Annotated in this window: 27 protein-coding genes; 16 read left to right on the top strand and 11 right to left on the bottom strand. The window is 30.3% G+C overall.

The genetic code is table 11. The features are described 5' to 3' along the window. Positions 1 to 2 precede the first annotated feature (2 nt). The 10 genes from PHR76_RS03895 (at position 3) to PHR76_RS03850 (ending at position 10,597) form a co-directional block, all read left to right on the top strand. Positions 3 to 2,525, top strand: a complete 2,523-nt coding sequence (locus PHR76_RS03895; protein WP_300058759.1) for a heavy metal translocating P-type ATPase — start codon at positions 3 to 5, stop codon at positions 2,523 to 2,525. Positions 2,526 to 2,626: 101 nt separating this feature from the next. Then, positions 2,627 to 2,959 carry an RteC domain-containing protein gene (locus PHR76_RS03890; RefSeq protein WP_300058758.1) on the top strand — a complete coding sequence of 111 codons (333 nt, stop codon included), beginning with the start codon at positions 2,627 to 2,629 and terminating at the stop codon, positions 2,957 to 2,959. Continuing rightward, positions 2,925 to 3,473 carry an RteC domain-containing protein gene (locus PHR76_RS03885; RefSeq protein ID WP_300058756.1) on the top strand — a complete coding sequence of 183 codons (549 nt, stop codon included), beginning with the start codon at positions 2,925 to 2,927 and terminating at the stop codon, positions 3,471 to 3,473. Before PHR76_RS03890 ends, PHR76_RS03885 begins: the two co-directional genes overlap by 35 nt. 297 nt (positions 3,474 to 3,770) lie before the next feature. Continuing rightward, positions 3,771 to 4,058, top strand: a complete 288-nt coding sequence (locus PHR76_RS03880) for a helix-turn-helix domain-containing protein (RefSeq protein WP_300058754.1) — start codon at positions 3,771 to 3,773, stop codon at positions 4,056 to 4,058. A gap of 107 nt (positions 4,059 to 4,165) precedes the next feature. Beyond that, positions 4,166 to 5,164: a transcriptional regulator gene (locus tag PHR76_RS03875; protein ID WP_300058752.1), complete on the top strand. Its 999-nt coding sequence runs from the start codon at positions 4,166 to 4,168 to the stop codon at positions 5,162 to 5,164. Positions 5,165 to 5,453: 289 nt separating this feature from the next. Beyond that, positions 5,454 to 6,080, top strand: coding sequence for an ATPase (locus tag PHR76_RS03870; protein ID WP_300058750.1), 627 nt, complete (start codon positions 5,454 to 5,456; stop codon positions 6,078 to 6,080). Between the two features lie 163 nt (positions 6,081 to 6,243). After that, positions 6,244 to 6,864, top strand: a complete 621-nt coding sequence (locus PHR76_RS03865) for a hypothetical protein (RefSeq protein WP_300058748.1) — start codon at positions 6,244 to 6,246, stop codon at positions 6,862 to 6,864. A gap of 195 nt (positions 6,865 to 7,059) precedes the next feature. Further along, positions 7,060 to 8,484 carry a hypothetical protein gene (locus PHR76_RS03860; RefSeq protein ID WP_300058746.1) on the top strand — a complete coding sequence of 475 codons (1,425 nt, stop codon included), beginning with the start codon at positions 7,060 to 7,062 and terminating at the stop codon, positions 8,482 to 8,484. Positions 8,485 to 8,487: 3 nt separating this feature from the next. Further along, entirely contained in the window at positions 8,488 to 9,210 is a 723-nt protein-coding gene (locus tag PHR76_RS03855; protein ID WP_300058744.1) for a hypothetical protein, read from the top strand. 4 nt (positions 9,211 to 9,214) lie between these two features. Further along, positions 9,215 to 10,597: a hypothetical protein gene (locus tag PHR76_RS03850; protein WP_300058742.1), complete on the top strand. Its 1,383-nt coding sequence runs from the start codon at positions 9,215 to 9,217 to the stop codon at positions 10,595 to 10,597. 79 nt (positions 10,598 to 10,676) lie between these two features. Here the strand turns inward: PHR76_RS03850 and PHR76_RS03845 are convergent, their stop codons facing one another. Genes PHR76_RS03845 through PHR76_RS03825 form a run of 5 tightly spaced genes read right to left on the bottom strand, consistent with a single transcriptional unit; the run spans position 10,677 to position 14,055 of the window. Continuing rightward, a complete protein-coding gene (locus PHR76_RS03845; protein WP_300058740.1) occupies positions 10,677 to 11,426 on the bottom strand; it encodes a hypothetical protein in 750 nt (249 codons plus the stop codon). Further along, entirely contained in the window at positions 11,359 to 12,300 is a 942-nt protein-coding gene (locus PHR76_RS03840; RefSeq protein ID WP_300058738.1) for a CBASS cGAMP synthase, read from the bottom strand. Before PHR76_RS03840 ends, PHR76_RS03845 begins: the two co-directional genes overlap by 68 nt. 2 nt (positions 12,301 to 12,302) lie before the next feature. Then, the gene (locus tag PHR76_RS03835; protein WP_300058736.1) at positions 12,303 to 13,313 is read right to left on the bottom strand and encodes a CBASS cGAMP-activated phospholipase; all 1,011 of its coding nucleotides are present in this window, start codon (positions 13,311 to 13,313) and stop codon (positions 12,303 to 12,305) included. Beyond that, entirely contained in the window at positions 13,294 to 13,737 is a 444-nt protein-coding gene (locus tag PHR76_RS03830) for a lecithin retinol acyltransferase family protein (protein WP_300058734.1), read from the bottom strand. The genes PHR76_RS03835 and PHR76_RS03830 overlap by 20 nt, the downstream gene beginning before the upstream one ends. Before the next feature lie 3 nt (positions 13,738 to 13,740). Then, positions 13,741 to 14,055, bottom strand: coding sequence for a DUF3892 domain-containing protein (locus PHR76_RS03825; protein ID WP_300058732.1), 315 nt, complete (start codon positions 14,053 to 14,055; stop codon positions 13,741 to 13,743). A 154-nt stretch (positions 14,056 to 14,209) separates the two neighbouring features. Between PHR76_RS03825 and PHR76_RS03820 the strand changes: the two genes are divergently transcribed. The 5 genes from PHR76_RS03820 (at position 14,210) to PHR76_RS03800 (ending at position 18,525) form a co-directional block, all read left to right on the top strand. After that, on the top strand, positions 14,210 to 14,548 hold the full coding sequence (locus tag PHR76_RS03820) for a helix-turn-helix transcriptional regulator (RefSeq protein ID WP_300058730.1): 339 nt from the start codon (positions 14,210 to 14,212) through the stop codon (positions 14,546 to 14,548). 2 nt (positions 14,549 to 14,550) lie between these two features. Next, positions 14,551 to 15,075 (top strand): ImmA/IrrE family metallo-endopeptidase, encoded by a 525-nt coding sequence (locus tag PHR76_RS03815; protein ID WP_300058728.1) that lies wholly within the window; start codon positions 14,551 to 14,553, stop codon positions 15,073 to 15,075. A gap of 5 nt (positions 15,076 to 15,080) precedes the next feature. After that, a complete protein-coding gene (locus PHR76_RS03810) occupies positions 15,081 to 16,460 on the top strand; it encodes an ATP-binding protein (protein ID WP_300058726.1) in 1,380 nt (459 codons plus the stop codon). A 1,441-nt stretch (positions 16,461 to 17,901) separates the two neighbouring features. Then, positions 17,902 to 18,324 (top strand): hypothetical protein, encoded by a 423-nt coding sequence (locus PHR76_RS03805; protein ID WP_300058724.1) that lies wholly within the window; start codon positions 17,902 to 17,904, stop codon positions 18,322 to 18,324. Between the two features lie 21 nt (positions 18,325 to 18,345). After that, positions 18,346 to 18,525: a hypothetical protein gene (locus PHR76_RS03800; RefSeq protein WP_300058722.1), complete on the top strand. Its 180-nt coding sequence runs from the start codon at positions 18,346 to 18,348 to the stop codon at positions 18,523 to 18,525. A 70-nt stretch (positions 18,526 to 18,595) separates the two neighbouring features. Here the strand turns inward: PHR76_RS03800 and PHR76_RS03795 are convergent, their stop codons facing one another. From PHR76_RS03795 to PHR76_RS03780, 4 genes are read right to left on the bottom strand one after another with little or no spacing between them, the layout of a single operon-like run. Then, positions 18,596 to 18,772 carry a hypothetical protein gene (locus tag PHR76_RS03795; protein ID WP_300058720.1) on the bottom strand — a complete coding sequence of 59 codons (177 nt, stop codon included), beginning with the start codon at positions 18,770 to 18,772 and terminating at the stop codon, positions 18,596 to 18,598. After that, the gene (locus tag PHR76_RS03790) at positions 18,759 to 18,974 is read right to left on the bottom strand and encodes a hypothetical protein (RefSeq protein WP_264558352.1); all 216 of its coding nucleotides are present in this window, start codon (positions 18,972 to 18,974) and stop codon (positions 18,759 to 18,761) included. Before PHR76_RS03790 ends, PHR76_RS03795 begins: the two co-directional genes overlap by 14 nt. A gap of 35 nt (positions 18,975 to 19,009) precedes the next feature. After that, complete coding sequence (locus PHR76_RS03785; RefSeq protein ID WP_300058717.1) at positions 19,010 to 19,402, bottom strand: DUF5675 family protein; 393 nt, start codon at positions 19,400 to 19,402, stop codon at positions 19,010 to 19,012. Continuing rightward, a complete protein-coding gene (locus PHR76_RS03780; protein WP_300058715.1) occupies positions 19,402 to 20,160 on the bottom strand; it encodes a hypothetical protein in 759 nt (252 codons plus the stop codon). The genes PHR76_RS03785 and PHR76_RS03780 overlap by 1 nt, the downstream gene beginning before the upstream one ends. Positions 20,161 to 21,012: 852 nt before the next feature. Between PHR76_RS03780 and PHR76_RS03775 the strand changes: the two genes are divergently transcribed. Beyond that, on the top strand, positions 21,013 to 21,627 hold the full coding sequence (locus PHR76_RS03775; RefSeq protein WP_300058713.1) for a hypothetical protein: 615 nt from the start codon (positions 21,013 to 21,015) through the stop codon (positions 21,625 to 21,627). A gap of 50 nt (positions 21,628 to 21,677) precedes the next feature. Here the strand turns inward: PHR76_RS03775 and PHR76_RS03770 are convergent, their stop codons facing one another. After that, a complete protein-coding gene (locus PHR76_RS03770; RefSeq protein WP_300058711.1) occupies positions 21,678 to 22,319 on the bottom strand; it encodes a DUF6266 family protein in 642 nt (213 codons plus the stop codon). A gap of 229 nt (positions 22,320 to 22,548) precedes the next feature. Next, positions 22,549 to 22,885 (bottom strand): hypothetical protein (locus PHR76_RS03765; protein ID WP_300058709.1); only part of this gene is annotated, 337 nt, incomplete at its 5' end.

Below are 22,885 nucleotides of genomic sequence, written 5' to 3'. Positions count from 1 at the left end.
AGATGAAACACATATATACAATTACAGGAATGACCTGTTCAGGTTGTGAAGCTAAAGTTAAAAAAGATTTGTCGAATGTTGAACATGTCACAGAAGTTGCAGTTTCTAAAGAAGACAAAGCAGCAACCATTATCATGTCTAAACATGTTGAAATAGAAGTTTTACAAAATGCTTTAGGAGGAAAAGATAGTAAATATCAAATTACTTTATCAGATAATTCTAGTAAAGAAGTAGTTCAAAAAAGTTGTTGTTCTACTGGAGAAAAAGAGCACAAACATGAAGAAATAAAGCACAACCATCAAGCAGGTAAATATTATTGTCCCATGCATTGTGAAGGTGACAAAGTGTATGATAAGGCGGGTGATTGTCCTGTTTGTGGAATGGATTTAGTACAACAACCAACGGTAATTCAAAACACACAATATACTTGTCCCATGCATCCTGAAATCATTCAAGACAAACCAGGAAGTTGTCCTATTTGTGGAATGGATTTAGTGCCAATGGAACCAACCCAATCTGAAGAAGATAAAACCTATCAAAAGTTAGCACATAAAATGAAAATTGCTACAATTTTCACCTTGCCTATTTTTATTATTACCATGTCTGATATGATTCCAAATAACCCATTATACAAAATTATGGAATTGCAATATTGGAATTGGATTCAATTTATATTAACGATTCCTGTTGTTTTCTATGCTTGTTGGATGTTTTTTGAAAGAGCGTGGAAATCCATTATCAACTGGAATTTGAACATGTTTACCTTAATTGGTATTGGAACTGGAGTCGCTTTTGTTTTTAGTATTATCGGATTATTATTTCCAACTGTTTTTCCTGACCAATTCAAAACTTCAGAAGGAACTGTCCATTTATATTTTGAAGCTACAGCTGTAGTTTTAACCTTGGTATTGTTAGGGCAATTGTTAGAGGCAAAAGCACACAGCAGAACAAGTGGAGCTATTAAAGAGTTATTAAAATTAGCACCAACCGAAGCTACCTTAGTGATTGATGGTGAAGAAAAAGTAATTTCAATTCACGACATTAAAAAGGGAGATATAGTTAGAGTAAAACCTGGAGAAAAAATTCCTGTAGATGGAATCATTACAGAAGGAAACAGCACCATTGATGAATCAATGATTACTGGAGAACCTATTCCAGTAGATAAAAAAATGGACGATAAAGTAAGTTCTGGAACCATAAACGGAACAAAATCTTTTTTAATGATTGCCGAAAAAGTAGGTTCAGAAACTTTATTATCACAAATCGTTCAAATGGTTTCAGATGCAAGTCGTTCAAGAGCACCCATTCAAAATTTAGTAGATAAAATTTCAAAATATTTTGTACCCATTGTAGTTTTAATATCAGTTATTACCTTTTTTGTTTGGTGGATTTTTGGACCAGAACCTAAATTGGTTTATGGATTTGTAAATGCAATTGCGGTCTTAATAATTGCTTGTCCGTGCGCATTAGGTCTTGCAACACCTATGTCAGTTATGGTTGGAGTTGGTAAAGGAGCAAAATCAGGTGTATTAATTAAAAATGCAGAAGCCATTGAAAAAATGGATAAAATTGATGTTTTAATAACCGATAAAACAGGAACACTAACTGAAGGAAAACCATCAGTTGAAAAAATTATTACAAAAGATGTAGATGAAAATACCACCTTAGGAAAAATTGCATCTCTAAATCAAAATAGCGAACATCCATTGGCAACAGCAGTTGTAAATTTTGCTAAATCTAAAAACACTACTTTTTTTAAAGTAGAAAAATTTGACTCTATAACAGGAAAAGGAGTAATAGGATTTATTGACAATGAAAAAGTCAGTTTAGGCAACAAAAAACTTTTAGAGCAAGAAGGAATTAAAGATTTTTCAAGTATAGAACAAGAAGTAATTGAAGAACAAAAGCTAGGTAAAACAGTTTCTTACATCGCTTTAGATAAAAAAGTTGTAGGATATATTACCATTTCAGATGCTATAAAAAAATCAAGTTTAGAAGCTATTAACGAGTTAAAGCGACAAGGAGTTCAAGTTATTATGCTAACAGGTGATAATGAAAATACAGCAAGAGCTGTTGCCTCTGAACTTAATTTAACAGATTTCAAAGCAAGTTGCTTACCACAAGATAAATTAGAATACATCAAAGAGTTACAAGCCAAAGGTAAAATAGTAGCCATGGCAGGTGATGGTATAAACGATGCTCCAGCATTAGCACAATCTGATATTGGAATCGCAATGGGAACAGGAACCGATGTTGCCATTGAAAGTGCAAAAATTACTTTGGTAAAAGGAGATTTAAAAGGAATTGTAAAAGCAAAAAACCTAAGTCATGCCGTAATGAAAAATATCAAACAAAACTTATTTTTTGCTTTTATATATAACGTTTTAGGAATTCCAATTGCTGCTGGTGTTTTATTTCCAGTTTTTGGTTTATTACTTTCTCCAATGATTGCAGCTTTAGCAATGAGCTTTAGTTCTGTATCAGTTATTGCTAATGCATTACGATTAAGAACTATAAAAATTTAAAAGACAAATTTATTTATTTAAACAACTAAAAATAATTAGCTATTTTAACAATAATTTTAACACAATGAAGTTTTATACAAACTAACCTAAATTGTATTAAAATGAATGAGTATTGTCTGAATTTTTTTAGTGAATTTGAAAAGGAGTATCAAAACATTAAAACTACAAATTCAGACAGTATTGTTATTGCACATAAAGTCACAGAATTAATTGAAACTAGAAGTAAGGAATTATTCAAATGGCTAAAAAAACATAAATTTAGTTCTCCAGAAGAAGAAATATATTTTTTCAAAGACTTGAAACCTATATTTATATCAAAACTTATCTACTACAAAACAGTTTTAAGTATAGAAACGAACTTACCAACTTCAAAAAAGAATAAGATTAAATTTTATGAAGATGCTTTTAAATTTAATTCAAGAAAACACCAATAAGAATAGAAAGTTCTATGAATATTATAGAGCAAGAGCTTCACATAAAGACAAAATTTATTTCTTGAGAAATTGTGATGCTAACATTTTAAAAAGAGATTGTTCTTTGATCAATTACGATGTAAAATTATGTACTACGCATGATTACAATATGGCTGTGATGATTGCCAACGATACATTGACCAACTATCTAGAAAATAAAATAGAACAATTAGAAAATAATTGTACAATAGTTCATCCATCCATACAACAAACTGTTAATTGGACTGGTACTAAAATTGATTTAATCGAATTAATTTATGCCTTACACCATTCCAAAAAATTAAACAATGGTAACACTGATATAAAAGAATTAGCAGTATTCTTTGGTAAAATTTTAAATCAAGATATTGAAGAAAATATTTATCGTTTTTACATTGATATTAAAAACAGAAAAACAGGTCGTTCCAAATTCATCAATCAACTTTCAGAAGTACTAGAAAAGCAAATACTAGAAGAAGAAAATGAAAGTAAATAACCTTTTTTACTGATAAATATTTTCCAAAAACACACAACTTGTGTTCAGGTTGTGAATTAGCTTAAAAATGCCATGATTTTCACCTAATTTCCCACATTGAATTTTAAAGCTGAAAGGAATTCAATTCAATAAAGCTAGAAAACAAAGCACTTTGTACTATTTTAATAAAAAATCGTACACAACTTGTGTTTAGGTTGTGAAATAAAATCAATCAAACTTCACAAATTTGTATTACCGATTTATTAAGGTCATTTTTTGATGTTAATCGGTAATGTATAATAATCTAAAACACAAGTTATGGCAATCGAAGTTATTACTCGTGAAGACTTAAACGAATTTCGTAGTCTTCTTCTAAATGATTTAAAAGAAATCATACAATCCAAACCACAACAAACAAAACAGTGGCTCAAATCCAAAGAAGTCAGAAAGCTGTTAAACATTTCTCCAGGAACATTACAAAACCTCCGCATCAACGGAACACTAACATATACTAAAGTGGGTGGCATCATGTATTATGACAATTCAGACATCGAAAAACTCCTAAACGGCAACAAAGTACATGCTTTACCAACACTATTCAAGTAGTAAGTTAACCGTCAGTTCGAGTGTTATTCTAAAATGCGTTAGCTTTTTAGAATAATGTATCGAGAACCTCATAATTCATAACTCATAATTCATAACTCGTAATTATCATGAACTATATCAAACACCTAACCGGCTTTTTCGAAAAAGTAGCAATAGACAAATCACTCAACCCAACACACGTTAGTTTATACATAGCTTTATTCCAATTCTGGAATTGCAATCGCTTTAAAAATACAATCAGTATTTCTCGCGATGAGGTTATGCGAATAAGTAAAATCAGTTCCAAAGCAACGTATCATAAATGCCTTAAAAATTTACACAGTTTAGGATATATCAATTACGAACCATCCTATAATCCATTCAAAGGAAGTCACGTGTATTTATTCAACTTTTCAGATGATTTAAAGCCCATTCAAAAAAGCGAAAGAAAACCAAAAAATGAACCTCTTTTTGAACAAGTTGATGAACAAGCTCTAAACAAGTCTTGTACTAGTGATAAAACAAGTAGTGAACAAGCACTAGTACCTTCTATAAACTATATAAACAATACAAACAATTTAAACATTGAAAACGTTTCAAACTTGAACGAGCAAGCAAAAAATTTTGAAGAAATAAATAATTTTCAATTAAAAAACGAAAATTTAAAAGAAGAAAAAAGTTCCGCTAAAAAAGAAGAAAAAGAAATGCTGGAAAAAATAGTTAATGAAAAAGCAAAATCGTCTTCTCCGGCATTCGCTGACTATAATGCGGAGCACACTGAAACCAGTCAGCAAAAAAAGTTGCGCGAAAAAAAGAAAGATGAAAGTTGTCACACTGAGCTTGTCGAAGTGCCTCGCACTCAAAAATCAAATCCAACACTCCAAATTGTCAAATCCTACTTCCAAGAAAACAACTTTCCGGAACTAGAAGCACAAAAGTTTTTCAATTACTTCTCAAGCAACGGTTGGTTAGTGGGTGGAAAAACACCAATGGTCGATTGGCAAGCAGCAGCACAAAATTGGATATTAAACAGCATTAATTTTAATCACAACACCGACACAACACCAACAAATCGACCAAAACACCTCAACACAACAACCGATAAAGACTATTCAGAACCACTTTAACCTGAACTTGCTTGTGCTGAATTCATTTCAGTATTTCAGTATCGCAATGTTGGCAAACCTAATTCTGTCACACTGAGCCTGTCGAAGTGCTTTGCGAACCTTGTGTGTAGCCTTTGTGCACTTTGCGGTTAAAAACTATGATAAACTATCCAGAGCAAAGCGACTTTTTTAAAATAATAATTCTATGAAATCTATGTGGTTAAAAAATTAAAAAAATCAGTGTAAATCCTTTAAATCTGTCTCATCCGTGTTCCAAAAACTTCGCTTTAGCGAACAAAAAAACAGGCAAATGAATGAAAATATAAAAACCCACTACAACTACCCAGAAATAATTAATAAGCTCGAAGCAAAAGGCATCGAACTATACGGCAATCATTTCAAAATACAAGAAGCAGATTATCAAATCGTTTACAAGCTAATCGCTTATTTCCTCAAAGATGAACCAACATGCTTTCAATACAACCTCAACCTCAACAAAGGAATATTACTTTCTGGACCAATAGGCTGTGGAAAAACATCACTGATGAACCTAATGAAATATCTGGCACCAGCAGAAAACAAATTTTCAGTAAAACCATGTAGAGACATAAGCTTTGAATTCATACAAGACGGTTACGAAGTCATACATCGTTATTCCAAAGGAAAACTATACCAAGCTGAACCAAGAACCTATTGCTTCGACGACTTAGGAACAGAAAACAACATCAAGTATTTTGGAAACGAATGCAATGTAATGGCAGAAATTCTATTAAGCCGATACGACCTATTCATCTCCAAAAAACTCCAAACACACATAACCACAAACCTATCAGCGTCAGAAATTGAAAAAAATTATGGCAATAGAGTTAGAAGTCGCTTACGTGAATTGTGCAATTTAATAGCATTCGACAATGTGGTTAAAGATAAACGTAAATAAATGCATAATCATGAACACCAAAAAAATAATAACAACGCGTGAGTAAATGATAAATTTAATAGCATTTGAAAAAACAACACTAGATAAGAGATAAATGTCACACTGAGCTTGTCGAAGTGCTTCATTGTAAACTTAAAACCGTTAAATATAAACCATTAAATAAATGAACCAAATAACCAACTTCTGGAACGACTTCCAACAAAACAATTTCGTTTTCTTACTCCTTACAGAAATCCCAAAAGACGAACTAAAAATTCAATTCGATAAACTATTATATTATTTACACCAATACAACAAAGACCTAAACCTCATAATAAAAAACAAAAAGACTAATGCCGAACTAATCATCACAGCAAATGGGAATCCCTATCTTTTCAAAGAAGTAGAATTATTAGTCCATCATGCACCAGTTTTAGAACGCTGGAAAATAACCGCATTCCTCCAACCAGAAACCAACCTCGATAAATACGAAAACGGCACCGATAAACCATTAGACTATTACGGCATCAGCTTAAGAATAAGTGAAATGTATTTCATACCACTAGAAAACCCAAACAAACCAGCCGATTTAGGAATTAGAGTCTTACTCAATAACTACATAGTCCATAAAGAAGACCCTAAACTTAAAGAAGCAGTTTACACACACATTGAACATTTAATTGGAGAAAAGTCTTTTGCTAATGATATTGCATTTATTCAAATAGCCCAATTACAAGGAGACCAAGAGGATATAATCGAATTATACAATTTAAAATCATACATAGATACAGAATTGAATAATTAAGTTTCGGCAACAAAACTAATTTACTGCCAAAGCTTAACTAATATGCTATTGCAAAACACTACACATTCTGTAGTAAATTGCAAATGAAATATAGCTATTTATGTAAAAACACACATTGTGGTTAATAATTCAAGAGTGAACAAAATGAATTATTAGAAATTATTTTATAATTTGCTTGATGAAAATTATATAGTTATGATTAAAGTCTATTTAGATTGGAATGTAATGTCAGGAATGAAAAACAATCATTTCCAAGAACTAAATGACATAATTGCAAATAAGGAAAAATTTCTGTTGCTATATTCTACTTCCCACATTGGAGATATTTTCGCTAGTATAAAAAATCATAGTGATGAAGAACAAAAATTAATTAAAGAGGATTTAGATTACATAACCTCATTAACTGATGATTTGTGTTTAGTAAACAATTCTAAAGAAGTTTCTTTAAGTAGATATGAACCTGGAGAATTGCTTGATGATAGAATAAGAGAAGCACCTATTTTTTCAAACTTTAGTCTTGATAATTTATTTAGTTCATTTGATGAAGATGATTCCATGAATGGAATAGTTAGTTCTTTAAAAAATATGCTTTCATCAATGCCTTTAGATTTTGCATTTAAAGAAGCTCTTAATAATCCTGAAAGTGCAGAAATGTTAGATAAGATGTTTCCAGGTCTTAAAGATAATCCAACAATGGAAGGTTTCTTTCAGAGTTTTGGTAAAATGTTTCACAACTTGAATGAAAAAGAGGATTATAAAGACTTGAGAGATATGGTCCAACAAATTGGAGTAAATAGCGGTCATTATAATGAAAATAAAAATCCTTTTGATGTTATTGATAAAGCTTATGAGAAAAAAGGTTTAGAAAAGTTTGATGTAGATAAATACTTTGACAAAACTAAAAATGCTCCTGCGTGGTTTAATGATATCACCAATGAATATGTATTACTTGATATGCATGGTTTTAAAGCTGATAAAGTTAAGGTAACAGAAAAAGAAAAAAACACATTTAAAAATACTACTGAGGATGCCTCTCATGCTGCATTCGCATCTAAATGTGAATTCTATGTTACTAGTGATGATAAAAATTTCCATAAAACCAAAGCAGTTTATCAAAAATTAAATATTCACACTATTGTCTTAAAACCAAATGAATTTATTGATTATTACAATTCATTTTTAAATATTCATACTTTCGATGAACATTTTAAACTTATAATTGAACTAATTAAAAGAGGGGAAAATTTCCAGGACAAGTTCTATAAAAACAATGAGCAATTTGGTTGGGTAAGTTATACACCGCAATACTTTTTTAATTTTTTTAATAGAATAATGGTTCCAAAACCAAATGATGATAATGCTCTATTCATACTAGGAAAAGATAATCCTTCAGATAATTATATTATAGCTCAAGAGGAAGTTGAAGCAACAATAAAAATGTTTTCAGATAAATTGAGTATAGATAAGTACGGTAAATCAAATTATGAAGTGGAAGAAATAAAGGATAATGAAGATTGGATTGGTAGAAGTTGGGAAACTAATGTAGGACTTATTGAAATTAAACGAATTAATGGTTGGTTTCAAATGTATTTTTATCCTATAAAAGAGAAAGAAATTTAAATTATGATAATAAAAGCAAATTCTTTTTTAAGAAGACCTTCAACTAAAATTCATCCAGAGCAAATAATTGTAATTAACGCTATTAAATATTCAGTTGATATATGTGAAATGGCTTTTAATCGGCTTGAAAATAATTTATATGAATTTCAAGAACAATATTATGACGGAAAATTTATGGCATTAATATTTTCAGATGTTTGGACAATTATAAATAATGGAGCAATTCTAAAAAAAGTAATTTGTAATAATTTCAATATATCTAATAACGATCCCATATTCGGTATATTGAGCAAACTAAAAGGATTACGAGATACTAATCAGCATATTGAAGAACGAGCTTTTCAGAGCTACAATTATCCCGAATTACCTCCTATTTATGGTGCAATTTCATGGTATGCCAAGAAAAAAGAAAATGATTTTGAAGGTATTCTAACCACAATTTATTCAGGAACCATTTTCAGAAATATAAATGCAGAAATGGAAAATCCTGCTGGCAAAGAAAACCCTAAAATTGTAAATGATATTAAATTTGAAGGAATAGAAAGAGTTGGAAAAAGTGATTTTGTAAAATCAACTATTTACATAAATAACATTATTGATGACATTAAAATACTTATTCAAAATTTTGAAGTACAATTCGAAAATCAGTTTAAAGACATTGACATGAGTGAAAGGCATATTTCAGATTTAATAATTCAGTTTAAAATAAAAGAAATTGAACAATAAAGATATGAAAGCAATAAAAATTAAGAATTTCACTCAAGAATTGTCTAGTATAGAAAAGCTTGAAAATTTTAAAAAACACAAGATCATTATTGATAATTGTGTGGGAGAAGCGAACATTACAAAAGCAAAAAAAGAATTTAAACTAGTTTATGATGGAGTTTTTAAGTACAGTACAGACAATAAAATAAAAGTCACAATTGATGATTTAGAATATACATTCCAATCAATAGATTTTAAAGAGCCTAGTAATGATATCTTTGCCAATGTTTCAGCACAACATACTTTTGATATCGACAAGGTTTACAAAGGAAATATTAACAAAGTTGCATTATTTAGAATGTTTTTTTTTGACAATTCAAAAAGAACCAACGTTTTCCACAGAAAACTAGAAACAGTTAAAAATGATGGCGTAAATACTTGGGCATTTGATTGTGTTAGAACGAGTGTAAATCAAAACAGATACGACATAACACAATATAAAAATAAAGAGAAAAGCTATTTTGTAATAGAGAACTTAGAACCTTCATCGCTAGAAGTATTTGAAAAGGATGCTTATGCCATTCAAAAAGGAATTGGTTTTTTAATTGGATACATGCCTGGTGGTCAAAACTATATTTTTTCAGGAGAAAATTTCATCTATCTAAGACTAGCCAGAAAATCATTAAAATCTATTTTTCATCCAGTAACTTCAAACCCATATTCAAAACTGCACAAGGAAAAGAACATTGCAGACAGTTATTACGGAAAATTGAAAGTCATACCTATAGAAGTAATTTCAAATTTCATCACACAAATTCGCAACAATGAAGATTTTTCGGTGGCCATTATTTTTCTGATGGAAGTAAGCCATCTAAAATCGGTCGTTTCAATGCCTGGTGTCTTTTCAGTTATTTTAGAATCTTTGGCAAATATCATTACAATTAAACAGGATACTATTGAAAAAGTAATAAAAGACGACACAATATTTAAAAAGATAAAAAGTGACTTAAACACTGTTTTGGATAATTATGCTAATGAAATAGGTGAAAGTGCAGAAATAAAATTCCGAAGAAAAATAAATGGATTAAGTAATACCATAAATCACAAACGTCTAACAAATGCAGAAAAATTACGACAACCTTTTGTTCAATTACAAATCAAACTCTCTGATGAAGATGAAGCAACAATTAATTTTAGAAACGATTTATTACACGGTAATATTTTAATGAATAATGAAACAACAAGAACTAGCAAAGAGATAGACAATAAAATGCTCTATGCAAGTGCTAAATTATATACTTTATTAAGCAAACTGATTTTAAAAAATAGTGGATATAACGGTTACGTAATAAATCATGCTAAATTTTACAATAAAAATTCTAAAGAAGAGTATTTTGAGATTATCTAATTAGTTTAATTGGTTATGAAAATAAAAAAATTCAAAATTGTAAATATTATATAGTTGTGGGTATAATTAAATTATGAAATTACCTCATTAAGTTTCGTTTTGCTAATCTATACTCATTTGTTTCTCTCAAAGTATATAGAAAAAACTTAACCTGATCTAAACTTAATTTAGATAAAATATCATAGCTCTTCTTATGACATTTTCTATATTTTTTACCACTACCACAAAAACAAATAGAAACCCTATCTATTTTTTTTCCTTCAATAATTTGATTTAATCCAAATTCAATATTAAAAATATTGTCCGTCATAAAAGTTTCTTCAAAAAACTCAATCCAGCCTTTATTGCCATGAGATCGTTCTTTTAAAAAATAACCATTTTGATTTCTGAAAATTTGGCTGTAAAAATAGTTTTTAACTTGATTATCAATAAAAGAAAGTAAAGTTAAGCCACTATTGCAAATGATGATTTCTTCTGGTGGTGAAGCTATACAACAATTACCAGTCTGTTCAAAAATATGCCAATCAAAATTTTTAGGAATTCGACTTCCAGTTTCAAATACTAATGGAAAACTATAAGGGTAATTCTCTTCTGCCTTAATCTCTATTTGATAGGTATCTTCAATAGTACCAAGCTCATCGGTTAAATTTAATGAACCAAAAATACAAGGAATTCCATCTTCAATTTTAAATGAAAATTCTTTGTGTTTTTCTATGACAGATTTTACATGTTGTTCAAAAATTTTATATCCATTCATATCTTTATTTTGCCCAAGGTCTAGATAAAGCAGCTCCACTAGTTGTTGCAGAGTTACTATTTGATTGTTCATTTTTATCTTCTCCATCAGGAAAACGAGTTCCTAAATGTTTTTGCCATAATCTACTAGCTTTTAGATGATTTTGTTCTTTTAATGCAGCTTCTGCATCAGTTAGAAAATTATCTAAGTTAGTTAGAAAATTAGTTTTTCTAGTATCATCATAATCAGCAAATAAATTATCTTTTGGAGTTACAGGTACTACACATTCAAATTTTTGAGCTAATGTTTTTTTAATTTCTCTTAAAATGTCAGTTAATAAAATATCATCTCTATCATTTAAAACAATTTTACTTTTTGCATTCATTGCAAGGATAGTCATTGCTAGTCCACTTGGCATTTTGTTTCTTTTATAATCACACCATGCCTTCAAATCTTTGATAGTTTTAATCATTTTTCCATTAGCATCTTTATTGTCGTTGAACCAATCAATAAGCGCTTTTGGATCACTATCTTCCCATCCGTTATTTTTTACTGCTAGTTGATATTCTTCTCCACTTACTTTATAATAAACAGGAATATCTATTTCATAATCTCCAGAAAAAATAGTTCTAATGCATTTTTTTCTATGTTCTGGAGAAGTCGTAGTATATCCATTAACTGCATCCCAAATCCAGTTTTGTAATGTTGTAGCAGTTACATCTGGAGTTCTGAAAAAATAAACACCATCATCCAAATCGCATATATCATCCTTGGTTCTAATACCTGTTTTCATTTTGTACGAACCTTGTATATAAAATTTTGGAATGTATTCAGAATGATTTTCTTTAAAATATTTTCTGATTCTTTCTCTAAGTTTATCTTTAGAAGAGGTCATTTTTGTTTTTTTATTTGATGTCAGAGAAATTTCAGTATTGAATTCTCCAAACAAGTTGTGACAGTTTGCCATTTTTATTTGTTTTTATAGTTCTTATTAGTTTTAAAAAATTCTAAGATTTCAGGCTTCGTGGCAAATGTATTACCAACTTGATTTCCTAATGATTGTATTGTTAATAGTGTCTTTTTATCTGCTCTATCCATTGTTATAATATTCATTTGTGCACTAGACAAATCGGGCGATTTAATTCTCAAATAATTTCCTTTTGGATTTATTTTTGGAACTATTTTTTGCAAAAAATAATCTGTAAAATAGGATTGTCCATCCATTGAGGTTTGAAATAATTTTTTATTCCATCCAATAATTGATTTTGATTTATTTGATGTAGATATCCATCCATTAGGATTAGTTATACTAGAAATAGATAAGATACTATAATCATCATATTCTTTATCTTCTCCAACGTAATAATCAATAGCTTCTAATAATCCACAAAGTGAAGGATTGTTTGCCCAAACACCTCCATCAGTATATAAAAAATTATTATGTTCATGAACTGGATAATAACTTGGTGCAGCAGAAGTAGCTAAAGCAATATCAACAAGTTTGATTGTATTGTCAACAAAATGTTCTGTCTGATTTCCAGATTTTTTAAAAACTTTTGGTTGACCATTAGTTAAATTAAAACTGGGAATACAAAGCAAGTTATTAGCTTCATTCATTGTTTTATCACCAAACAAACCATCAAGTATTCTCTTTAATGGTTTAACTGAATGTTTATTTGAAAAAAATAGTTGTTTGATAGTTTTATATGAATTCTGAAAACCTCTAACATAGTAACTATTTGATGTTGGAAATATTTTTGACCCTTTATTCATATATAAATCCACCAAAGATTGTGCACTCATTCCATTCGCTAGACCAATTGCAATTAATCCACCTGTTGAAGTACCACATATCATATCAAAATGATCAGTGATATTTTTTCCAGTCTTTTTTTCAAAAGAGGCTAAAATTGATGCACTATATAATCCTTTGATACCTCCACCATCGATGGATAAAATTTTAAACGTTTTGCTTTCCATAATCTGTATGTAATAATGCTATCATAATACCAACAAAACCAAAAACTAAGCCAACGGTTACCTGTGCACTTTTAATCATATTATGCTGAACATCATTACAGAAACTTTCACAATTATAGTTTATTAAACTATAAGGTTTTCCTAATCTCGATAATGCTTTCTGAACAATTAATTTTCTTTGTAAATTATTTCCATTAAATTTCTCAATTCGTGTAACACTTTTTATATCTTGAAAAAATGAATCAACTCGTGTAAGTATAACTCCATTTCCAATAACATTCTCACACATTAAATGTTCTCCAAATTCGTTATATCCTAAATATAATGCGTGATGTTGTACTAAACCAAGCAAACTTTTTGGTACAATTACTCTATCTCCAGGTTCTAAATTAAATTGTCTTATTAATTGTAATTCTTTATTCATATATTATTTTATTGCTTTCATTGATATTAAATTGTCTAAATTGTCTTTTGTTGAAGCATTTGGATCACTCCTTAAATACTCACTTCCGTTTCGCAAAACATATGTTACATTTACTCTGATGTCCCAATTTGGATATTCCCAAATAACAGTTTTCATCGTTTTGTGTTGTTTTAATAAGTTAATTGCGTCTAACTCGCTTGTTTTTTGCCCCATTGTCCAAGTATTGTCATTTTTCATTGGATGTAACATTACGTGTGTAATTCTACCTTCTGAATCCTTCCATACACCTGAAATTAAATAATCTGCTGTTTTAGCCATAATTTTTTTTTATTTTATATGTTTATAATTCTGACATTATTACAATTATTATGCCAACATGATAAAACATTTATGAATCTGTCAGTTTGGCATTTTATTTGCTAATATGATAAACATAGTGTACTTTTGCACCATATTTTAAAATCTATAAATTATGAGAGACTTTAAAGGTATTCTCTACTATATGATTGGTAACAGAATTAAATCCTTAAGAACTGAAAGAAGTTTAAGCCAAGAAGACCTTTCTTCACATTTAAACTTATCAAGAGCTTCAATTTCTAATATTGAATTAGGAAGACACCAAATACCATTAATTCTCCTTTATGAATTATCCTTGTTTTTTAAAATTGACATTTATGATTTAATACCTTCAAACGAAGAAATTCAATCAAACTTAACCTCAAATAATCCAGAATTGTCTAAAATTTTAGACACTCAAAATCTAGATTTATCTCAAAAAGAAAGCCTTGAAAATATATTAAACAATATATAATTATGATACTTTATAAAAAAATTGAAGAAAAAACGTTCAATATTTTATCAGAATTAAAAATCAATACTCCAAATAAAATAGATGTCTTTAAAATAGCCAAACATTTAGGTGTTGATGTAAAACCTGCCACGCTTGATAGTTCAATTTCAGGACTTTTTGTCATAAAAGAACAAAAACCTTATATCAGATATAATGATAGTGAAGCTCCTCAAAGGCAAAAGTTTACTATTGCTCATGAATTAGGACATTTCGTTTTACATAAAGATATACCACTATTTGTAGAAAAGAACGAAACAGTTTTATATAGAAATTTAGATTCTACGACCGGAGAACTTTTAAAAGAAAAAGAAGCTAACTCATTCGCAGCATCGTTATTAATGCCAAAATTTATGATTGATGAGCAGATAGAAAATATTCCTCAAGGAAAAGATCCTGTAATTTATCTTTCAAAAATTTTTAAAGTTAGTAGTCAAGCTATGTACTATAGGCTAAACAATTTAAGTTATTCTTTTTTAGGAATGTATTAAGACTGATGCTAAATCCAACCCATATAAAATCAATAGCAGCTGCTGGAGAAGGCTATAATGCCGAATTTAAAGTCAGTATTCCAAGTAATGTTAAAGGAATTACAGAAGAAGTATGTGCTTTTGCTAATGCTTCAGGTGGTGTTGTTTTAATAGGTGTAGATGATGCAAATAACATCAAAGGAATAACTATTGATAATGGTAAACGTTCAGCTATACAAAATTCCATAAATGAAATCTCACCTTCTTTAAAATGTGAATTCTATAGTGTTGAGGTAGACGGATTGAATGTAGCAGTTATCGAAGTGCCATCGGGTCAAAACAAACCTTACGTTTTATCAGGTGCAATTTACGTTCGTCAAGGTCCAAATTCACAAAAGCTTACATCAGTTGAAGAAATGAGAGACTTTTTTCAACAGTCTGACAAAATATATTTTGATGATGCTTCATGTATAGATGCTAGTATAGGAAAAGACATATCAGAAGAAAATATCAAAACATTTAGATTTGAAGCAGGTTTAGTCAATGCAACTTCAAACGAGCAATTATTCACAAACTTAAAACTAATTGCAAACGATGGCCATTTAAAAAATGGAACAGTTTTATTTTTCGGAAACAATCCAGAACAGTTTTTTGAAAGAGCAGTTATTCGTTGCGTAGTTTTTGATGGTATTGATAAAAGATATATTATTGATGATAAAGTAATGTCCGGAACTTTATATCAACAATACTTGCAAAGTATGATTTGGTTAAAATCAAAATTGGATGTTAGATATGAAATAGAAAGCGAAGGTGGTAATCCAAGAAAAGAATTATGGGAAATTCCAGAAATAGCTTTTAAAGAAATAATTATAAATTCGTTAGCACACCGTGATTATTACGATAAAGGAGCTAGAATAACAATCGAAGTTTTTGATGATCGTGTTGAAATATCCAATCCTGGTGGTTTAATTAGTGCTGTTCCAAGAAATGAATTTGGTAAAAGAAGTGCTAGTAGAAATCCACTAATTTTTGGCTTATTCGAAAGAATGCGTTTAGTAGAACAAATAGGTTCAGGTATTACTCGTATTCGTGATGTAATGAATGATGAAGGATTAACTCCTCCTGAATTTAGTATTGATGGAATGTTTACGGTTACATTAAGAAGACCTTTCGATTTCAATAAGTGGGTAGAAAAGTGGGTAGAAAACCTAACGGAAAATAGAGTTGATATTCTAAAAAATATTCATAAAAACAGTAAAATCACCATTCGTGAGCTATCAGAGAATATTGGCTTAAGCCTTTCTGCTATTGACAAAAACTTGCTTTTCTTAAAAGATTTAGGCATACTAGAAAGAATGAAAGGTGCTAAAGGTGGATACTGGGTTATTCATTTTAAATTACCATAAGTGGGTAGAAAAGGTGGGTAGAAAAGGTTAAAATAAATGAATTAAAATCTCTTTCCAATTGCCACTCCTTTGCCAACGCTCCTAAAAAAATTACTGTCATGGTTTTTGTCCCAACGCACATCAAGCACTTTGTCTGTTGGCTTTAACGTTTTGTATATTAATGAAAATCCAATAAGCCATCAGTCAAAGAGCTTGCCCAACGCTCAAAACAAAAACTCGTACGCTTCGCAACTCATGCCAGTAATTTTTTCTCCCAAGCTTAGTTACATAATGTGGCATTATAGTGCATGAAGAAATATCCTGTATCTAATGAAACCAACGGATGCACTATAATAACATTATGTAAAAAAGCCGCTCATCCAACGCTCGTGTGGTTTGTTCCAGGACAACATTTTTTGCAGCTCCCATCGCATCACCCAGCTACAAAAAATACCGTCCTTCACAAACCACTTTCAATAATCCGTTGAACATTTGATTTAGTTAGAAAAATATCACATCGCATGACTAACAGTATTGTTTTATAAACTAACCGCAGACATTGGTAGTATTTTCATTGTTTTTGTGCGTGCTACATTTTCATAATAAGCTATTTCATAATTCATAATTCTCCATTCATAATTACTTTCTGGCACCCACAAAATCAAAAAGAGACAGCAAGAGTATGTTTTTTTATTTGCCACAAACCATAGACTCCATTGCTTTCAAGCTGGCCAGATGCCTTAATCCTTTCCACAAGAGCTATTCACTAATCACTAATCACTAATCACTCAAAAAAAGGCATCTATCCAACATAAAAGCAATCACAACAATCCCATAAGCAAATAAAAAATCACACACTTGCCTGCGCTACTGCCTCATCGCACTAGGTTTCCTAATGCATTGTTTTTTGAAGATGCTTCCCATTTCCATAAGCACAATTTAATGTTCTCTAACAACTGATTACTGAACACTAACATAGCATCCTCAAAAATCAAATCCACAAAAGAGTATTGAATTTTAAAACAGGATAAAAGCATTATCTATGATTTGCCTATGGTTATTTATCCTGTTTTAAAATTCAATACCCTTTAAACAACTTCCACATTCCAAAACACAACCTCGTTAGATAGAACGTTACCAAAAAAATACCCGATTTCAAAACAACTATTGTTTTGAAATTCAAAAAAATAAAAATAAAAAAAAGGAAGCAAAGATAAGTTCCAGGTTTACAAAAAAGCAAGTTCAAGCCCTATGGGTTTCGGATAAAATCTCCACCTTATCAGGTAGTATTTTATCCGAAAAACTTGCTTTTTTGAAACCTTCCACTTGAATTGACGGCTTTCTTTTTTTTCTTTTTTTCTTTTGAAAAAATTTATGGGTGGAGCGTAGCGAGACACACCTGCATTTCATAAGAAACACCGTAGAAAATTGAAAATCTAACCAATTTTTAAAAGCCGATGTTATGCTAAAATTTGTCATTAAAACCTACACTAAAGGAACGATTTACAAAAATCCACACCTATTCATTTTAAACAAAGGATTAAACAGTGGAAAGCCTTCAAATGAGCCATTCACTAATAGTTTTGTTATCATTTTCGAGAACAAAGAAGATTTTGATAATATCAATTTAACAGCTTATGCACTTTGGAAAACTAAATTCTGGCATCAATTTCTTTGTGGTTCAGTAATCCCATTTTTACGCTTACACGATGTTAGAAAAGAATTTCCAAACAAAGTCAATCAAGAGATAAAAGACCACGAAGAACACCTTAAAAACGTGCAAACTTTAAAGCTTTTAGAACAATCTGAAAAACGATTCAATGAAAATCTAAATCTTATCAACGATATGCGTAAAGTCATTTTATATCGCTATTGTAACCGTTAATTTTTTTTAAATCTTTATAATATGAACCTATTTATTTTATACCAAACAGATACGTGGAAGTCAAAAGCATCAAGAATATTTTTTGGTGTATTTGATTGTAGAAGAAAAGCGATTGATTTCGCAAAGTACAATGGATTATACACAAATTATGCAGAAGTTTTAATTGTTGAGGTCACGCTCAATCAGTTTATAGAAGCATAAAAAAAAGCCAGGTCTTTCGACTTGGCTTTCATTTTGTTTAACCCAAAGGTCACCACAACAAGGGCTAAACTTATTTTTTGTGCTTCTTTTGTAGGCTTTTAAGTAGTAACGAAATCGCAAAACTGACAATTGCTCCAACAGAAGCTAATATAATAGTTTTTGCAATATCCTCAGAATTTATATTCGGTACTATACTTAAAAATGTGCCTCCAGCAGTTCCCATTAAAGTATGGTTATTCGCTGTCATCAGTTGTAGTAAGCTGACTAGTTGCTGTCAAAACTCCTCCAGCAACTGCCATATAACCTCCAATAGTTGTAACTAATACTGGTAAGGCAATTGGAGCAGCTAAAATAGTTCCACCAACAGCAGCCAAAACCAAACCAACATTTCGAAGCACTTTAAAAAACTTTGGAGTAGGTGCTGTAGCTCTATTTACTATTTTTTTCATAATTTATATTTTTTCATTCCCATGAAAATGGGAATCTATTCAACAATCAATTCAACACTTTCTTTATTGTCCAAAGCTTTATAAACTAACGTTTTTAGCTTTTCAAATGCTTTTCGTGACATTAGCCCTAAACCTGGACCAGAAAGTTTTGTTACGGGAGCAATACAACCATTCAATTCTCTTAATGCATTATTAGCAGGATGAAATAAAATAAAACTTCTATTTGCTACATCTAAAATTTCTAAATGCCATTTAAATTTCTGACTATATCGCTTTCTAATAAAATATTTCCCTACCGGAATGCAGGAAACTCTCTTTTCATTATTCTTCCAAGGTAATTCAATCGTATAACAAATAAATTTACCTTCGCATTCGAGTTTTCCGTTTGTCCCGTCAGGGAAATAAGTTCTAGTTAAATGAATAACCATTACACACCACCATCAACTTTAGCAAGTGATAACGGATTATAAGCACCATTTTTCAACGGATACATTTGTCCATTAATTTCTTGATAAAATTCAACTCCAACAGCTAAAAACAATGGTTTTGTGCTTGCTGGAGTAACAGCATTCACTTGGTTTATTGCAGCGGTAGCTGTATTATCCCAAGGTAAAATCGCAGTTTCAGAACTAGAAACTACAAAAGTTTCAGTTTCAAAATCAACTTCTGCACCACCAGAAATAATTTTAAAGTGAGTTGTTCCACTTGGAGCTGCAATCATGTTCGCAGGAATAAATGATGCCAAATCCACTTTAATTTCTCCAGCTGCACGGTCAATAGTAGCCACATAAGGAGCAAACAAAGAAGTTCCAAGCTTACCACGAATATTGAATTCAAAACCAAATAACAATTCAGCTTCTCCATCAATAACGTTTCTCAAACCTCTATCACTCACTAAATCCGCTTGAATAACTTTGACCATTCTTTGCGTCAAACGACTCACCATTCTACCGTCAGCAGAGTTCAATAGTAATGGTCTAAAAGCTGTTCTTAAAAGCTTTCCAGCTTTTCCAGCTCTTCCAAACTCCGAACCATTCTCACGTGTTCTTTGAAAAGCAGGATCACTAGCAATTCTGCTAGCGTCAATTCCACCTTTCTCACGAGCCAAATGTCCGTCTTGGGTTTTGTAAAAAGTAATGTCTCCGATAGTACCTTTTAATTTAATTATGCCTTTCTGTCTAGCCATAACTTAAAAATTTAATTAAACAATCATTTAAAATCTCCTTCATTCTATCAACAGGTTGCAACCACTTTTCGAATGATTTAAACAAAGTTTACATAACATTTAGCTAAAGAAAAAGACATGAGTGTACCATATGTCCAAAAACGACACAAGTGTCTTAAATAAACATAAAAACACAATAAATACGTTTAATAAAAAAGGATTAAATTGCAGGAGGATTTCTGCAAGTCAAAAGTAAGTCAAAGCCTAATCAAAGGTATAGATAAAGTATGAAAATTGAAAAACAGAGGGTATGCATCTATCCAAAGGACATACAACGAATAACAGGTAAAAGTTATCGTCAAAGTACTAGATTGATGCAAAAGGTAAAAAAAGACCTTAACAAGCTCGAAAATGAGTTTCTAACAATTGAAGAGTTCTGTACATATGCTGGCATAAAATATGAACAAGTAACTCACTTGATTTTTGGTTAATATTCTTGAAAATATTTCAACATTATTAACTTAAAAATAGAGTCATTATATACTTAAATAACTAGTTCAAATTTTAGTATTCTTTTTAAATAAATTCTTTGTTTTCATCCAATTAAGTACTATTTTTACACTTCACAAGTTAATAATATTCATTACGATTGTAAAAGGGGGTAAAATCGGTTACCCTAATTTAATTCAAGATATTAACCTTTGGTTTTCAATAGTTTAGAATGATGGTTTAAATCCCTCTTTCTCCGCAGAATTAAAACCCTAACGATTGATTATCAATTAGTTAGGGTTTTTTATTTAATCATTATCCCCACATTATCCCCACCTTGTTTGTGTTTTTATAATTATTATTTTTATTAAAAAATCAATAATCATGAATGCACAAGTTTCAATTAAAGAAATAATTAAAGACTTTATTTATATCGGGAGTCAATTAAAAGAACTATTTAAAGGCAGAGAAGAATTTAAATCCATCATCGATTTTCTTCTAGCAAAAGAATATTTAGATGATGAATTGGACATTCCCTTCCCAAAATTTAAAGACCTTGAATTGGGTACAGGCATAAAAACGCATATGCTAAGAAAGCATTTAACAAAAATGCATTCTGAAATATTTACTTATGAGCGAAAATTAAATTTGAGTTTCAAAAAAGTGATTTATCATTTTTATATCACATATTTCAATCACAGTTGCCAATTTTCAGTAGATCATTTAACGCATTTACCAAGAGTTGGCGATACTATTAGTTTACCATTTGTTAGTGCTCTAATACCTATTAACTATTTCTATGTTGAAAATATTATGCACGAATTAGAGAATAACACTCAAGTAATTGTTATAACTCTTAAAGTTGGTCAATATAATGAGTACTTCAAATTTATGAAAGATAAAGCTTTAGAATTAGGAGATTTAAGTTTCAGCGAAATTTATGACTTAAGTGAAAATGAAATAAAAAAAATAATATACGCTAGGACACCTTATCGGTAAAGCAATAAAAAAACCACCTAAAAGGTGGTTCTTAAAATAGTGCATTAAATTTATAGAGCCGTACCTGAGCCAATATATACACTATTTGAAAGTTGAGTTCCCGCATCATTAATAAACCCGATGAACATTTCTAACTCATCACCTGAGTAGCTATTTGGTATTTGTATTACTTGCGTTAAATCGCTTCTTAAAGCACCACCGGTAATAAATACACTTTCACCTTTTAAAGGGTTGTAAACTACTGCCATCACTTTGTCAGTTGCTAATGCACTTCCCTCTCCAGAGTTGTCATCCCAACTAAATTCAACCTGTCCAGCAGTAGATAAATCAAATACAGGGTTTAAAGCTCCTGAAAGACTCCCTCTACTCAACAAAGCCAAAGAGTAATCAATTAAGTAGTTCGGATAGGTGCCGGAAATAGCATTATTCAAAATGTATGACATTGCACTGTTGAACTGTGATTTCTTAACAGAAAAGTTTTTGTAACCAACTTTAATGAAATTTAAATTTGGTTGAAGAAATCTTAAAACTAAAGCGAATTTAGTTCTTTGATTTACTTGTAAATCTGTTCTTGGGTTTCTAACACTTAGAGGCTTTGCTCTAATATAGTCAATCCCTTTCCAATTTGCACCAACTACGTTGGCTACCTTACCTGATACTCCTCCTAGAATACCTTTACCAATTTTACCCATAATATATACACTTTTAAAAATTACAATTTTGTGGACTTGGTACGGCTTTGGTATTGATTTGCAATTTCTTAAAGCAAAATTAAAATATAATTTGGTTTTTTCTTTATTATCATATGTAATGCAGTTTATTGTACTTAATTGTTATTAAATGATTCCAATGCATATCAAAAACAAAATATAAATACTATATAAAATAAAAAAGCCGAGTCATTAACTCAGCTTCTCACTTTTATCGTTTACAATATCGATACAAAATAACTCTTCTAAGGTCATTTATTAGATTGATGTTTTTATGGAATTGGTCTTCTTTTTGCTCCAAAAGTTTGAGAGTTGCAACATCTTTTTTGTGCTGCTCAAAATCTTGCATCATTTCATTTGATTTAAACATAAGGTTCTTGGAAAAATCATGGATTCGGATATATGGTATAACAGAACCGATTAGAAATTGATGCCAAAATTTTATCCTCCATAAGGAAGAAATAATTTGTTTCATGTTTTCGCAATCTTCGGAACAATAGAAAGTGATTACAAAGCAGTTCGGGCATGGTGCATCAAGCGGTTTTCCA

Source organism: Flavobacterium sp., assembly GCF_028689845.1.
In the GTDB taxonomy this organism is placed as follows: Bacteria; Bacteroidota; Bacteroidia; order Flavobacteriales; family Flavobacteriaceae; genus Flavobacterium.
This window is presented reverse-complemented; position numbering and strand designations above follow the sequence as displayed.